At 40.8% G+C, this 16971-nt stretch carries 9 protein-coding genes; all 9 read left to right on the top strand.

The annotated features are described in order from the left end of the window. Position 1: 1 nt before the first annotated feature. Positions 2 to 1417, top strand: a complete 1416-nt coding sequence (locus ACEN25_RS04095) for a purine-cytosine permease family protein (RefSeq protein ID WP_441801793.1) — start codon at positions 2 to 4, stop codon at positions 1415 to 1417. Between the two features lie 416 nt (positions 1418 to 1833). Next, entirely contained in the window at positions 1834 to 2697 is an 864-nt protein-coding gene (locus tag ACEN25_RS04090) for a hypothetical protein (protein ID WP_441801792.1), read from the top strand. Next, on the top strand, positions 2694 to 3107 hold the full coding sequence (locus ACEN25_RS04085) for a hypothetical protein (protein WP_441801791.1): 414 nt from the start codon (positions 2694 to 2696) through the stop codon (positions 3105 to 3107). The genes ACEN25_RS04090 and ACEN25_RS04085 overlap by 4 nt, the downstream gene beginning before the upstream one ends. 160 nt (positions 3108 to 3267) lie before the next feature. Beyond that, positions 3268 to 4062 carry a hypothetical protein gene (locus ACEN25_RS04080; protein WP_441801790.1) on the top strand — a complete coding sequence of 265 codons (795 nt, stop codon included), beginning with the start codon at positions 3268 to 3270 and terminating at the stop codon, positions 4060 to 4062. A 487-nt stretch (positions 4063 to 4549) separates the two neighbouring features. Further along, positions 4550 to 6037, top strand: a complete 1488-nt coding sequence (locus ACEN25_RS04075; protein ID WP_441801789.1) for a glycoside hydrolase family 28 protein — start codon at positions 4550 to 4552, stop codon at positions 6035 to 6037. Further along, positions 6038 to 8554: a glycosyl hydrolase 115 family protein gene (locus tag ACEN25_RS04070; protein WP_441801788.1), complete on the top strand. Its 2517-nt coding sequence runs from the start codon at positions 6038 to 6040 to the stop codon at positions 8552 to 8554. It begins immediately after the preceding gene. 3 nt (positions 8555 to 8557) lie between these two features. Next, positions 8558 to 10438, top strand: a complete 1881-nt coding sequence (locus ACEN25_RS04065) for a rhamnogalacturonan lyase (RefSeq protein ID WP_441801787.1) — start codon at positions 8558 to 8560, stop codon at positions 10436 to 10438. A 1-nt stretch (position 10439) separates the two neighbouring features. Beyond that, positions 10440 to 13328, top strand: coding sequence for an exo-beta-1,4-galactosidase (locus ACEN25_RS04060; RefSeq protein WP_441801786.1), 2889 nt, complete (start codon positions 10440 to 10442; stop codon positions 13326 to 13328). Continuing rightward, a complete protein-coding gene (locus tag ACEN25_RS04055; protein ID WP_441801785.1) occupies positions 13325 to 16969 on the top strand; it encodes a DUF4450 domain-containing protein in 3645 nt (1214 codons plus the stop codon). Before ACEN25_RS04060 ends, ACEN25_RS04055 begins: the two co-directional genes overlap by 4 nt. Positions 16970 to 16971: the final 2 nt, after the last annotated feature.

Here is a 16971-nt window from a genome sequence, read left to right as displayed (position 1 = left end):
TATGTCTCAATACAACCAGGAAGAAGATACTATTGAAGAAATCGCAGGTGGCGAATTTGAACGCCAGCCCGTTCCGCAATCGAGATTGCAAAGCTGGAAAGCCTTTTTAGGAATGTACGCCGGGGAGCACGCCGCAGGAACCGAGTTTGTTATAGGTCCCTTATTTTTAACCACCGGTGTAAGTGCCTTTGACCTCATCATAGGTTTATTAATAGGTAACCTCCTCGCCGTTTTAAGTTGGAGATTTTTAACCGCAGAAATAGGAACCAAATTTAGATACACCCTGTATTTTCATCTAGAAAAAATTTGTGGTACGCGCCTGGTTACGGCCTACAATCTGGCAAACGGAATCTTATTCTGTTTTCTTGCCGGGGCGATGATCACCGTTTCTGCCACCGCTGTGGGGATTCCGTTTGATATGGAAATGCCCAAATTAACCGATACCACGCCTAACAGCCTTACCTGGGTCCTTGTCGTTTTAGCAATAGGAGCTGTAATTTCTCTCATTGCTGCCCGCGGATACAATACCGTCGCCAAAGCTGCAAACTGGATGTCTCCGGTTATTGTACTGGCTTTTGTAGCCTGTGGTGTTGTGGCCTTGATACAGCTTGATGTAAACAGCTTTTCAGATTTCTGGAATATCTGGGGCGAAGGCAGTGAACCCTTTCCGGGACAAATAAAATATACCTTCTGGCACGTGGTATTGTGGTCGTGGTTTGCAAATGCAGCCATGCACATTGGGATGTCAGATTTATCAGTATTTCGTTTTGCTAAAAAAGCAAGCGCAGGCTGGACTACGGCTGCCGGTATTTACATAGGTCACTATATCGCGTGGATTGCTGCTGCTCTACTGTATGCGGTATATTTGAAATCACCCGAAGCGATGGCGATGCTTGCCGGTGGGGAAGCGCCTACTGTTGCACCGGGTCCTCTGGCATATAACGCTATTGGTATTTTTGGGATTATCGCAGTACTGCTTGCAGGTTGGACGACTGCAAACCCAACGATTTACAGAGCCGGTCTTGCTTTTCAAGCCATTATACCTAAACTTTCTACCTTTTGGGTAACCATAATTGCAGGTACAGTAGCCACCATAGCCGGACTATTCCCCGCTTTTGCGATGAAACTTTTAGGTTTTGTAGCCCTTTACGGTTTTATTTTAGCACCTATAGGAGCAATCATTGTTTTTGAATATTTCTTCGGAAAGCGCGCCGGAATACAAGCCTTTTATGCAGAAAAAACCGGAATCAAATTCAACTGGGCGGTCTTTGGTGCCTGGGCGTTAAGCTTTGGAGTATTCTACTTTATCTCGGTGCAGTATGATGTATTCTTATCCTTTTTAACCCTACCCGCGTGGATTAGCTGTGGGATCTTATTTTTAATCTTTAGCAAATTGTACCAGCGCAAATCGGTATAACTCAAAATAATTGTGTGTGTAAATGGTCGTCATTTTAATTAATGACGGCCATTTCTTGTTTGTATATGCATATACGAGAGTGTTATAGAACCGATAATTAGTTGTAAATAACGAATAGTAAAAAAAGGCTGTGGGGTAATGGGGTATATTGATATGGTTTAGATATCAGGGAGAAAAAGTCTTGCTGATTGAATTTTAGGATCTAATCTACGCTTTTTAAAAGGTTCAAATGAATCAGAAACTTAGCTAGAATCAGGAATTCTGTAAAAAGGCTTTTAAGGTAAATATTATATTTACTTAGATGATTTAAATACAAACACTTGTAAGTGCTTATACTCAAATATAAAAAATGAATTTAATATAAAATGGTTGTGTTATCCCTACATTGGGTATAATTTTAAACAAATTCTTAATTAATGAAGAAAAGTTTACAAAGCAAATTCGATATTCGTTTATCTTTTGAAAGAAACACTGAAAATCCCAGTAGACTTTTCAAATCATTTGCTGAAATGATAGACGGCATAAATAGCCTAGATTATATAATAGCAGAAAGTGTAAACACGAAAGTAAAATCAAAAATAGTTCTAGATGACATTGAAAAAGGTTCTCTAATCGGTAGATTTTGGAATGAGCTAGTAGTTAGCGAGGATGGACAAATAGATAACTCACCTGATGATGAAAAAATAGAAGAATATATTGAAGAATCTAGAGCTGAATCATTTAAGTTCTTAGCAGAAAAAAAACATACAGTAAATGATTTAGAAAACCTTAAAGTAAGAATTTCAGAAATTGCTGAAAAGAAAGATCTAACTGACTCATTCAATTACACTGAACCTGATACGCTAAAGCTTGCAGAAGCAATCAATAAAATAAATGATTCTACCGATAAATTATCAGAAACTGAATCATTTGAGCTCAAAAGCCCTAATAGAGAAGTTAAAGAGATTAAAGTTGGAACATCTAAAATTGATATTGAAGAAGTTGAAAACGCTCTTACATACAATGAGATAATAAATGAATCGGAAGTATTCTATTTAATAAAAAAGCCTGACTTTTTAGGTGATTCTGCTTGGAGTTTTAAACATGGAAATAAACCAGTTTCCGTAAAAATATTGCACCAAGAATGGTTAGAAAGTTTTCATTCAGGACAAATTCCAGTAGTTCCAGGTGATTCTTTGCACGTAAAAATTTTTCAAACTTTAAAGTATAATAGAAATGGATATTTGATATCAGAAAAAACAGAAATCATTGAGGTGATTGATGTAATACATAACAAATGATGAAAATAGAAAGAACAACAAAATACGTACTTAGCTCTGAGTTAATATTTACTCTACTTCCAATAATAATCCTTCTTATTGTACGTAGTTATGAAAATGACTTTTCCAAGGTTTTCTACAATACTGAATGGTCGATTATTTCAATAATTCTTTTCGGGCAATCAATTGTCAAATTTTCATCAGGAATTGCAAATTCTAATGAGACGTTTAGATGGCAATTAGTAGCTTTAGTAATTTCTTTAATAATTGTATTTGGTTTAATCCCTGCATCAATAATCCTTGTTCTGAACTTAACTAGCTCAAGCATAGGTTTAGGTATGGGGGTTTTGCAAATAATAGTGTTTATAATAAGCGTTTTGACATATTACTTCATAGGTGCTATCGGTCAAAAAATGCTAGAAGAGAAATAATAAAACATGCTCAACAATTGCTCTAAATAATTGTTTGATCTCGCCTACTTCTGAAAATCCTAATATCCCAAAGCTCAAAGATTCAATTAGGTCAACACTTGGAAAATCTAATGCTATTTAAAGGAACTAATCATGCCCAAAACCATTAACAATTATAAGAATGACTAAAAACCAAGTAGACACTATTCTTGAATCCCTGGGCTACTATGATTCATTTAAAGAATTGATGAATCAATCTTATCCGGATATTGATTACGGAAAGCGATTAGGCGTTATTTCATTTGATTCAATATTTGACGCAGACAAAAAATATACGTACAACGGAGATGTTGGAGTTGCACAATTTCAAGATTGGAATACCATTTTAAATTCCAAAGATGTAAGCGAGGATCAAATTCTCATGGTCTGTTTGAAAATATTTGATTGGGGAAATGTTTTGACTGGGAACGTAAAATCAGTTGTAAACCTTTATGAGCAAAAAAGGCTTAAGAAATATATCCATAAGGTCACGGAACTATTGACATTTCAAAAAACTCTTGAGAAACCAAATTTTATCAATGAAACAATTCTATGGTCAAGCGGATGGACAAAGGTATATTCATTTATTAACCCCGATATCCTAATCTATGATTCAAGGGTTTCAGCATTTCTAAATTTCACTTTAATCAGAAATTATAATAGCTTATCAAAAAATCAGAAAGAAGAATTCCAAAATCTTTCAAATCAACTTTTCAATTTTAGTGGTGCCATAGGTAGAGAAAGAAAAGTGGCTACTGGATACGGTTTTAAAAACCAGCACCCGAAAGGGATTGATGGCTTTAATGCAAACCTAATTTCCTCGTGGATAACACAATGCACCAAAGAAAGGTTAGGAATTAATAAAAGTATCAGATCATTTGAAAAAGCATTTTTTATGCTTGGATTTGATTTAAAACAGATAAAAGATAAAGGTTAACATTAAACTCATAAAAAACCTTACATTCTATATTCAAACTATTGTAATTCAGGTATTTAAAATTGAACAAGTCCAGTATCCTTGCATAGACCACATTTATAGTAAGCCATCTTCTCTTAATATTATTTTTCCTGCTCACCGTTTCGTTCGAATATTTTCGTAGCTGATAAAATCGCTATTAAATGTTGGTTAATAGAACTGTCTGGTCTGTGTAGTATTTTGGTTTTTCCTCCCCTACTAATTACCTATTTCAGTTTTCCTTGCTTAGGACTATTTTTTGTATTAGGAATTTATATACACTTAAAAGCGTTAATGGCCGTAAGCAAAAAAACCTTGTAAACACTAAAACACATTATTATTAATCCTGGTTTAGATAAAGAATACCTCCTCCCATCGACACTTTAAAACAAAACTAGCCAACAGGTAAGAACAGGATGCTAGTTTCTTAAAAAAAAAGGAACTTGTTTATTCAATTGGATAAACAATTATGAGACCGCTTTCTATTCTTTTTATTCTCGCTGTATGCAGTCTAAGCAGCTGCAAAAATAACACCGCACCACCCGATCTGGCAGCAGCAAAATCTGCAACCTTTGAGCCCGAATGGTTAAATGAAGTAGGCGCAAAACCCAATACCTTTAAAGAGCAAATCTTTTACGTTAACGACTACAATGCTATTGCAGACGGGAGCGCGTTAACCACAACTGCAATCCAACAAGCTATTGACGCAGCTGCCGCAAACGGCGGCGGTACGGTAACCTTTAAACCGGGAAAATATTTAAGCGGCTCTATTTTCATCAAAAAAAACATACAATTTACCATTCCTGAAGGGGTTGAGCTTTTAGGGAGTGAAGACATTAAAGACTACCCCGAGATTGATACGCGTATTGCCGGTATTGAAATGAAATGGCCTGCGGCGTTAATCAATGTGTTAGATGAGACCAATGTGACCATAAACGGCAATGGGCTTGTTGATGGGCAGGGAAAAGTGTTTTGGGATTATTACTGGAACCTGCGGAAAGAATACGAACCCAAAGGCCTGCGCTGGATTGTAGATTACGACGCTAAACGTCCACGTACGCTCCTGGTGCAAAATTCAGAAAATGTATTTATAGAAGACCTCAACATTCAGCGTGCAGGATTCTGGACGGTACAGGTGTTGTATTCTAACCACATCACGGTAGATGGCTTAACCATTAGAAACAATATAGGCGGTCACGGTCCCAGTACAGACGGGATTGACATTGATTCCTCGAGATATATTCTGGTTCAAAACTGCGACATCGACTGTAACGACGATAATTTTTGTTTAAAAGCCGGTCGCGACTGGGACGGTCTTCGGGTAGATCGCCCTACAGAATATGTGGTGATACGCGATTGTATCGCTCTGGCAGGATCAGGATTATTTACCATAGGTAGTGAAACCAGCGGCGATATTAAACACGTTTTTGTTTCGAATATTAAAGGTCTGGGAACCAAAAACGGACTCAATATTAAATCGGCTACTAATCGTGGCGGTACCGTAGAAGATGTGTATATGCAAAACATTCAAATGGATAGTGTACGTACGTTTATGGAAGTTTCGATGAACTGGAATCCGTCGTACTCCTACTCCAAGTTGCCCGAAGGTTACGATGAAGAAAGCATACCACAACGCTGGAAAACCTTATTAATGGAAGTAGATCCTCCCGAAAAAGGCATCCCTACCTTTAAAGACATCACCTTGTATAACATTGATGTAAAAGGGGCGCAGCGCGCGATCAACGTCAACGGGATGGAGCAATCTCTGGTTGAAAACATCACTTTAAAAGACGTACACATTCAGGCGGAAGAAGCCGGTCAAATCACCCACAGTACCAACTGGACTATTGAAAATGTAAGCCTGAGTATCAAAAACGGTTCGACCTTAAAAATTGAAAATTCACCCGGGGTTGTCTTTTCAGATTCGCTTTATACTTCTTCCCCGAAAATCAACTAAATGAGAATTTCACTGCTATTTCTTTCGCTTGTAACGGTTGCACTACTCGGCTGCGGTAGCACAAACAATGGAAATAACAATAATAGCCATTTTGAACTCGTAACCGCAGACACAAAGACTGCGATTATTTACGATGCAAACGGTCCTGCGCTCGATTCTATTTCGGCATATTTGCTCGCTCAGGATATCGAGCAGGTTACCGGCTTTAAGCCTCAGGTCGTTACGCGTATTGCAGAAGTTTCAGGAAATGTAATTGCGATAGGTAACCGCGATTCGCAATTGATTAAAGCCTTAGTCAACAATCAAAATAAACTTCCGGCAGCAAATGCCTGGGAAACCTACACGCATACACTGGTACACAATCCTACTGGTAGTATTCAAAAAGCTCTGGTGATTTCGGGAGCAGATCCCCGCGGAACGGCTTATGGTGTGTTTTCAATCTCTCAAAAAATAGGCGTTTCTCCCTGGTACTGGTGGGCAGATGTCACACCTACCCCAAAAGAAAATTTGGTATTGGCGATTGATGATGTTCAATCGGTAAGTCCGGCGGTTCAATTCCGCGGCATTTTTATAAATGATGAAGACTGGGGTTTACAGCCCTGGGCAGCAAAAACCTTTGAACCCGAAACCGGCGATATAGGACCCAAAACCTACGCAAAAGTGTTTGAATTGCTCCTACGCCTGCGTGCAAACACCATCTGGCCGGCAATGCATCCCAGTACCAAAGCGTTTTTTCACTATCCGGGAAATGCCAAAGTAGCTGAAGATTATGAGATTGTTTTAGGTTCGTCGCACGCAGAACCGATGTTGCGTAATAATGTAGATGAATGGGATCACGATACGATGGGTGATTTTAATTACTTCAGCAATAAAAAAGGCGTTCTCAATTATTGGGAAGAGCGTGTTGCTGAAGCTAAAAATGTAAACGGAATTTACACCATTGGGATGCGTGGCGTTCACGACAGCGGAATGGAAGGTGCTAAAAACACGGCAGATGCAGCAGCAATTTTAAATGACGTTATTAAAGATCAGCGGGGTTTATTGCAAAAACACATAGGAGATCCTAAACAGGTACCGCAGGTGTTTACCGTTTACAAAGAGGTACTTGATTTGTATGAATACGGCCTCGATTTACCCGAAGATATCACCCTGATGTGGACCGATGATAATTACGGATATATTAGACAATTAAGCAACGCCGAAGAGCGCAAACGCAGTGGCGGTAGCGGGGTGTATTACCACGCTTCGTATTGGGGCAGACCGCACGATTATTTGTGGTTGAGTACCACGCATCCTGCATTAATACGCGAAGAATTACTGAAAGCCTACGACACAGGAGCAGATAAAATATGGATTCTTAATGTGGGAGATATTAAGCCTGCAGAATACAATACGCAGTTTTTTATGGATTTGGCATTTGAGCCGGAAAGATTTAGAAAACCTGAAAACTATCTAACCCATATGCAGCAGTTCTACGGAAGCATTTTTGGTGAAAATCTGGCTTCTGAAATTAGCGATATACGGCATACGTATTATGATCTCGCCTGGCTACGCAAACCCGAATTTATGGGATGGAGTCAAACAGAACCTACACGCGCTACGCATCTTACGGGATTTTCATTAAGTCCCGAAAATGATGAAAATACAAAGCGTATAGCAGCTTATGAGGCGCTTTCTAAAAAGGTGTACACCACCCAAAACGAAATTCCGAAACACCGTACCGATGCCTGGTATCAGTTGGTAGTTTATCCCGTGCTTGGATCAAGTGCGATGAACAAGAAGTATTTATATCGGGATTTAGCAACGCAGTATAGTAAAACCGATCGTCAAAAAGCTGAGGAATATAAAAACGCAATACGCGCAAATCAGGAGGAGATAGCGCAATTAACCAGCACCTACAACAGCCTCGCAAACGGAAAATGGAACGGTATCATGGATCCTGCACCGCGCAGACTTCCGGTATTTGAGCTACCCAAAATTTTAGACGACGAGTCAAAAAGTACCGAAGCACCTAAACTTGCTTTGGTGCACAACGCAGCAGACTATACGCGTGCTACAAACTTTGAAGCAGGTTTTCCGCAGCAATTAAACGGATTAGGTTATACCGGGCAAATCTTACAATTAGCCGCTTCAGACGCCACAACAATTAAAGAGCTAGCAGCCACCACTCCGGTTTTAAGCTATGAGATTGAGCTGTTAGAAGATTTAAAAAACGCCGATTTTACCCTTACTGCACTACCCAATCATCCCATAACCGGTAACCAAAACTTAAAAATAGGAATACAACTAAACGATAATACTGTCGAAATTTTAGATTTTGAAACCTATGGCAGAAGTGAAGAATGGAAACAAAATGTATTGCGCAATCAAGCCCGAAAATCAATGAATTTAGGTGCGCTCAAAGCCGGTACACATACGATTAAAATCTACCGCCTTGACCCCGGTGTATTGCCCGATTATTTTATTTTGGCCGAGAATGGCACAGTACTTCCCTACACCTTACCCCTAACCGACTAACCTATGAATCTATCCCGTCCAATTAAGCATTATCTTTTTTTAATTTTCTGCGTAATTGGCGTTGCGGGTTACGCACAGCGACAGATGGAACATCTGGATCGTGGTGTGGTTGCCCTCGCTCAGGAAAATCGAGAAGTCATCGTTAGTTGGCGATTTCTAGGAACTGACCCCGACGAACTTTGTTTTAATATCTACCGAAAAACCGGAGAACAACCTGCGGTAAAACTCAATACAGATCCGATTTTAAATAGCACGTTTTTTATAGATAAAACAGCAGATTTAGCCCTCAATAATACCTGGTTTGTAAAGTCGGTTTTACAGAACACAGAAACCGAAGAACCCGGTAAATTCACGATACCGGCTAATGCAGCTGTAAAACCCTATTTATCCTTACCGCTTACTCAAATTGAAGGCTATAGCGCAAACGATGCCGCTGTGGGAGATTTAGACGGCGACGGGCAGTATGAGCTCATTGTGCATATGACCGGCAAAGGTCACGACAACTCCCATCGAGGGTTGACCGACCCTCCTATTTTTCAGGCTTACGAATTAGATGGAACATTGCTTTGGCAACTCAGTCTGGGAAAAAACATTCGCGAAGGTGCGCATTATACGCAGTTTCTGGTTTATGATTTTGATGGGGATGGTAAAGCCGAAATGGTTTGCAAAACCGCAGACGGCACCACAGATGCATTGGGAACCGTAATTGGTGACCCTAAAGCCGACTGGCGGGATACCGATGAGCACTCCAGAACCTTTGGTAAAATTTTAAAAGGCCCCGAATATCTTACCGTTTTTAATGGCGAAATCGGTATAGCGGTTGCCACTACCGCTTACATTCCTGAACGCGGGAATATTGGCGCCTGGGGCGGAACCGGTGGTAATGGTAAAAACGACAACACCGGCAATCGGGTAGATCGCTTTACCGCCTGTGTTGCTTACCTTGACGGCATTCATCCCAGTATTGTGATGGGCCGCGGCTATTATGGGCGCATCGTTCTGGCAGCCTTTGATTTTAAAAATAACCAGTTACAATCCCGATGGACCTTTGATTCGGAAAACGGAAAGAATCCCTATTCAGGGATGGGTAACCACAACCTTTCTGTAGCTGATGTTGATGAGGATGGGAAAGATGAAATTATTTTTGGTGCGATGACCGTAGATGATGACGGCACCGGTTTATACACTACAGGCTTTAGACACGGTGATGCCATTCACGTAAGCGACCTTGATCCTGAAATACCGGGTCTGGAACGTTTTGGTGTTCACGAAATTGAGGAAGGTACCAAAGGACCTGGAGTGGTTTTGTTTTCCGCAAAAGACGGTAATGTATTATTTGAAGCACAACCTGATGAAGATGTGGGTCGTGGCGTAGCCGCAAATATTGATACCACTCGCATAGGAGCACAAATGTGGTGGTCTGGCAATCGCAATCTACACGATAGCAAAGGCAATCCCATAGGCAGAGCGCCACGGGTTGCCAACTTTTTAATTTGGTGGGATGGCGATACGACTCGCGAACTCTTAAACAGCAATTATATTGAGAAATATGGCAAAGGCCGAATTTTTAAAGCCGATGGCGCACATTCGGTAAACGGATCAAAGTCTACTCCCAGTCTTTCGGCAGATATTCTGGGCGACTGGCGTGAAGAGCTGATGCTCCCCAGTGATGACGGTAGCGAACTCCGTATTTATACAACACCTATTCCTACTACTACACGCGTATATACCTTAATGCACGATCCGCAGTACCGCTTGAGTATTGCCTGGCAAAACATAGGCTACAACCAGCCGCCACACGTAGGCTTTTATATGGGTTATGGGATGCAAAAAGCCCCAAAACCCGATATCAAATTGGTTCCTAATCAATTAAATTCTAACTAATATGCGTCACTTTTGTACTTTATTTATTTTACTCGTAAGCTTTTTAGGATTACAGCCAATACACGCCCAAAAAAGTGATACACTACATTTAGAGGGGACTTGGCGTTTTGAAATAGATGCTCAAGACCAGGGAACTACTGCAGCATGGTTTGCCCGAAAATTAAAAGACAACATCATACTTCCGGGGTCGATGCTTACCAATAACAAAGGCAACGAGGTTACCATAAAAACACAATGGACGGGTAGTATTTACGACAGTTCGTTTTACTTTAATCCGCGGTTTGAAAAGTACCGTCAGCCGGGGGATGTAAAATTCCCATTTTGGCTTACGCCCGAAAAAGAATACGTAGGTGCAGCCTGGTACCAGAAAGAAATAACCATCCCGAAGGATTGGGGTAATAAGCACATTTACCTCTATCTGGAACGCCCGCATACCGAAACACTGGTATATCTCGACAGTCAAAAAATAGGAATACAAAATTCTATGGTGGCTCCCCATCAATACGACTTAAGCAGCTACTTATCTCCGGGCACACATACGCTGAGCATTCGCGTCGATAACCGTGTTAAAGAAATTAATGTAGGACCCGATTCCCATAGTATTACCGACCATACACAGGGCAACTGGAATGGAATTATAGGAAAACTAAAATTAGTCGCCACCCCCGAAATTTATATTGAAAATATACAGGCCTATCCCAACCGGGCTGAAAAGGAAGTTCGTTTTAAAGTTGCTGTTGCTCAATTAAAGCAACAGTCTAAAAAAGTAACCTTAGATTTTGAGTTGGAAACATTCAATACGGCTGCTCCTCAAAAAATAAGCCCCTACTCCACTTCATTTAAAATTAACGCAATTCAGGATACGCTGGTTGCAACGGTTCCATTAGGAGAAACAATTGCGCTATGGGATGAGTTTGATCCGGCTTTATACCGTGCTAAAGTCACTTTGACTTCTTCTAAAGGCGTTGATCATAAAACCTTGCAATTCGGGATTCGGGATTTTAAAACACAAGCCACTTCGTTTCTCATAAATGACCGACCTGTATTTTTAAGAGGAACGCTAGACAATGCGATCTACCCACTTACAGGACATCCCCCAATGGATGTGGACTCCTGGAAGAAAGTGTTTAGAGCTATAAAAGATCACGGTCTCAATCACGTACGGTATCATTCCTGGTGTCCACCCGAAGCTGCTTTTAAAGCCGCAGATTTATTGGGTATCTACTTACAACCCGAAGGCCCAAGCTGGGCAAATCATGGCAGTGCTTTAGGACTAGGCAGACCTATAGACACCTATATTTATGAAGAAACAAACCGTATGGAAACCCATTACGGCAACTACGCCTCCTATGTGATGCTGGCTTATGGTAACGAACCCACAGGACGACAGGTAGAATACCTGAGTGCTTTTAATGACTATTGGAAACAAAAAGACAACCGTCGTTTGTACACAGGTGCATCGGTAGGTGGCAGCTGGCCGGTAGTGCCCAATAACGAATTTATGGTGCGTGGTGGTGCCCGCGGACTGGATTGGAAAAATGAAACCCCGCAAACGCTCAATAATTTTACCGAAGCTATAGCACAATTTGAGGTGCCGTTTGTGTCGCACGAACTGGGGCAATATTGTGTTTTTCCAAATTTTAAAGAAACTAAAAAATATACCGGACCAAATAAGGCTAAGAACTTCGAACTTTTTGAAGAAGATCTTAAAGATCATCATATGCTTGATCAGGCAGATGATTTTTTTATGGCTTCCGGGAAGTTGCAGGCCTTGTGTTATAAGTATGACATAGAGAAGGCGTTGCGTACGCCCAATTATGCCGGCTATCAAATTCTTTCGCTAAGTGATTATTCGGGTCAGGGGACTGCGCTTGTAGGTGTTTTGGATGCCTTTTGGGATTCAAAACCCTATACAGATGCATCTGCATTCCGTGAATTTGCAAACAGTACGGTGCCGCTGGCTGAGATTCCAAAGTTTGTTTATACTAATGACGAATCGTTTACCGCTACTGCGCTTATTTCCCATTTTGGGAAGACACCTTTAAAGCAAAATCAAAACTGGCAGATCACTAATAACGCAGGAACTAGTGTAGCTTCTGGTAGTTTTGATACTCCTGAAATTGGTTTTGGATTATCTACTTTAGGAGAAGTAGCAGTTCCGCTTAGCGAATTCGAAACTCCGCAAAAATTGACATTTACCATTTTGGTTGAAAACACCGAATTTAAGAATCATTGGGATTTTTGGGTATATCCCAAAGAATTACCTGCCGTAACCACGCAAGTTTATGAGTGTACTTCGCTTGACGAACAAGCGCTAAAAACCCTTAAGTCTGGCGGTACAGTTTTATTAAATGCTGCAGGACGCATCGTCAAAGGTGCCGAAGTAGTACAAACCTTTATCCCGGTGTTTTGGAACACCTCGTGGTTTCAGATGCGCCCACCGCATACTACCGGAATTTTGATCGATCCGGAGCACCCGTTGTTTAACGAATTTCCCACCGAATATCACAGTGATTTACAGTGGTACAGCATTGTAAACAAACAGCAAGTAATGCATTTGGAAGACTTTCCGGCAGACTTTAGGCCGTTAATTCAGCCTATAGACACCTGGTTTATGAACCGCAGACTTGCGATGGCTTTTGAGGCCAAAGTGGGCAACGGGAAACTCATGGTTGTGAGTGTTGATCTTAACGATCCTGAGAAAGATGCGGCAGCCCACCAATTGTATTACAGTTTGCAGAAGTATATGGCTTCGGCAGAATTTAACCCAAAAAACGAACTCGATATTGCGCTGATTCAGGATTTATTTAAAATTCCATCCAAGCAACAATTCAATAAATATACAAACGACAGTCCCGACGAACTAAAACCTAAAAATGAGGGTGAATGAGAAGTTCATTCCAAATAATTGCTGGTTTTTCGTTACTTCTGATTTTAGCAGGTGTAGTTTTTACGCCTGTAATCGCACAGAAAAAAGCGCTTTGGCACAATCAAAAAAGAGAACTTCACTATAAGCCGGACGGTAAAAGTTTTGTTTTAGTAAACGGTACCCGAAAATTTAACCGCGCCTTATACGGTACCAATTCCGGTTTTAGAGTAGAAACCGGCGACTTACCCGAGTTTGCATTGTATATGCCGGGAATGGGAGGCAACTTTAAACTGGGCATTGCTAATGGAAAAACCTCCAAATGGATCACAGAAGCAGACAGTATTGAAACCCGCTATACGCCGGGTATTATGGAATACACCCTGCGGGATGAGATTTTAGGTTCCGGAAGTTTACAACTTACCGTAGTTGCTTCGGCGACCCACGAAGGTTTTTTACTTAAAGTAACGGAAACCAATCTGCCCGAAACGGTTGATATAAGTTGGTTATTTGGTGGAGCCAGCGGAAAGAAATTCCATAGAGATGGTGATATTGGCGCAGACCCCGAATCTGTGTTTTACCTGCAACCAGAATATTGTTTACACAATGCGTATACACTTGCTAAAAACAAGTTTACTCTTGATTTTAACTGGGATAAAAAAACGAATAAAAACACCAAAACACTACTTGGCACAATCCCCGAAGGCATTGTAAAGCTAGGAAGTGCAACAAGAATTCAAAATCCTATACGTTTAACCAACTCCACTGCAGATACGCTTCCTGTGGTGTACGGTAGCCTTACAAGAAACGCTTCAAAAACCTATTATTGGGCGATTGAAAATCCGAATTCAAAAACCAATCAAAATACGCGTACTACCGAAGAAGCATTTAATGAGGCTTTACATAAAGCAGAAATGCTGGCAAACCGCGTAACGCTTCAAACTCCTGATCCCTATTTGAATACACTGGGCGGCGCACTCACTACTGCAGCAGATGCCATCTGGGAAAGTCCGGCGTATTTACATGGCTCGGTTGCCTGGCGGATGCACCTCAACGCCTGGCGTGGTGCGTATGCCGCAAACCTATTAGGCTGGCACGACCGTGCTAAAACCCACTTTAGCAGCTACGGAAAATCACAGGTTTTAGAACCCGAGACTGGCCCTGTAGTTTTAGACAGCAGCCGTTATTTTGCACGACAAAAGGAAGTTTTAGGTACGGCACTATTTAGCGAAGGTTATATAAGCAGACATCCCAATCGCAACGACCGCGCACATCATTATGATATGAATCTGGTTTTTATAGACCAACTGCTCACGCATTTTAAATGGAATAAAGATCCTGAATTTCTAAAAGAAATCTTCCCGGTAATTGAGCGGCATTTAAAATGGGAAAAACGCAATTTTGATGTAAATGATGACGGACTTTATGATGCCTATGCCACCATCTGGGCAAGTGACGCCCTGCAATACAGCGGGGGTTCGGTGACGTATACATCAGCGTATAATTACCGTGCTAATGTATTGACCGCAAAATTAGCTCAGCTTTTAGAAAAAAATCCACAACCCTATTGGGCAGAAGCCGAAAAAATTAAAAACGCCATTCAAAACACACTATGGCTTCCGGAACAAGGTGTTTTTGCAGAGTATAAAGATGCATTAGGCAATCAACTGCTTCACAAAACTCCCGGAATCTGGACGGTGTATCACGCCCTTGATAAAGACATTGCAGATAATTTTCAGGCGTATCAAACTTTAAATTATGTAACCCATGAAATTCCGCCTATTCCTGTCGCGGCTGAAGGCTTACCCTATGATGATCTCTCTTTGGTTGCAACGACCAACTGGCAACCCTACACCTGGTCTGTAAACAATGTTGCGCTGGCTGAAAATCTCAATATGGCACTCGCCTACTGGCAGGGCAATCAACCTGAAAAAGGTTTTAAACTTTTTGAAAGCGCCCTTATAGAAAGTATGTATCTGGGTGCTTCGCCGGGCGGATTTCAGCAGTTGTCGTTTTATGATGCTATGCGCGGCGAACTCTATCGGGATTTTGCAGATCCTATAGGTGTTGCAGCACGAGCTTTAGTAGAAGGTCTTTTTGGCATAAAGCCAAATTTCATCAATAATGAATTGATTATTAAACCGGGTTTTCCGCAAAAATGGGAACAGGCTTCTTTACACCTACCTGATGTCTCGTTGTCTTTTAAAAGAACAGAAAATACCGAAATCTATACGCTGGAAAATAATTTCGACGCCGATTTAAATCTCAAATTAGAATTAAATGCCGCTTTTTCTACGCTTGAAGAGCTTACTGTCAACGGAAAAAAAGCAACCTATACTCTTGATACCGATGCAGTAGGAACTCCTAAAATAAGTATTCACGCGGGTACGGCTAAGCAATATAAAATCGAAGTGAAATGGGGAACTCAAGCTTTAGATCCTATTATTTCAAAAACAAAATATGCACTTCAAGAACCACTAAACCTCAACACTTCAAACGCTGAAATTCTAGAAGTTCACGATCCTCAACAGACCCTTTCTGAGATTGATAGTTCTTCAAAGAAAATTGATGCACGTATAAATTCCGGTTTAGGGCATAAAACAGTATTTATAAAACTGAAACAAAACGAAATGATCTGGTGGCAACCGATAAATTTTGAAGTTATTCCAAAACTAGAAATCATCAATAACAACTATTCTTCAGAAGCTATAACAATTGATCTTCAAAATAATACTACAGAAACTCTAGAAGGCACTTTACACCTAAATTCCAACCACCAACAAAAAATAAAAATTGCTTCTTCAGGCAGCAAACAACTGGAATTACCCGTTTCGGCAGTAGTTCCCGGGACCAATAAGTTGAAGTTTAGTTTAACATCGGGAGCAGAAATTGAATTGGCATTTACCAATTGGGACATCCCTGTTTACCAGGAACCTAGATTTGATTGTATTGATTTATCGAGTCATTTTAATGCAGAGGTCAATCAAATTTTCAAACAACAGTATTGGAGTCCGCGACCAGAATCACCTACACTACAACTGCCCACAACCGGCATCGGCAACTGGTGCTACCCTAATATTTCAGAAGAAATAACTATAGACGATAGAGGCTTACGTAAGGCAACAGCACGTACAGGAACCATAAAAAGTCAACAAAACATCCCATTTAAAACTGGGTCTCAAGCAAATGAGGAGAATGTAGTTTTCACCTCAAAATGGGATACCTATCCAGACGCGATTAACATACCACTCACGGGTAAAGCAAGCCACGCTTACTTCATTATGACAGGTACTACAAACCCGATGCAGACCCGAATGGAAAATGGCAGGGTTACCGTAACCTATACCGATGGAACTTCAGATATGCTGAGTCTAAAAAACCCCGAAAATTGGTGGCCAATCGAGCAGGATTATTATACAGACGGCTATGCATTTACAACAGATGCCCCAAAACCTCCGCGCCTCATTTTTAAAACAGGAGAAATAACCCGAGACTTTGATGATTATACAGATATTCACGGTTTTACGCAGTATGGAATTGATGGTGGTGCAGGAACGCTTTTAGATCTTCCGCTGGATGCGAAAAAAACGCTACAAAATATACACATAGAAAGTGTTACCAATGATGTGATTATTGGTTTAATGAGTCTCACTTTACAACGCTAACT

The sequence above is a fragment of the Leeuwenhoekiella sp. W20_SRS_FM14 genome (assembly GCF_052119605.1).
In the GTDB taxonomy this organism is placed as follows: Bacteria; Bacteroidota; Bacteroidia; order Flavobacteriales; family Flavobacteriaceae; genus Leeuwenhoekiella.
This window is presented reverse-complemented; position numbering and strand designations above follow the sequence as displayed.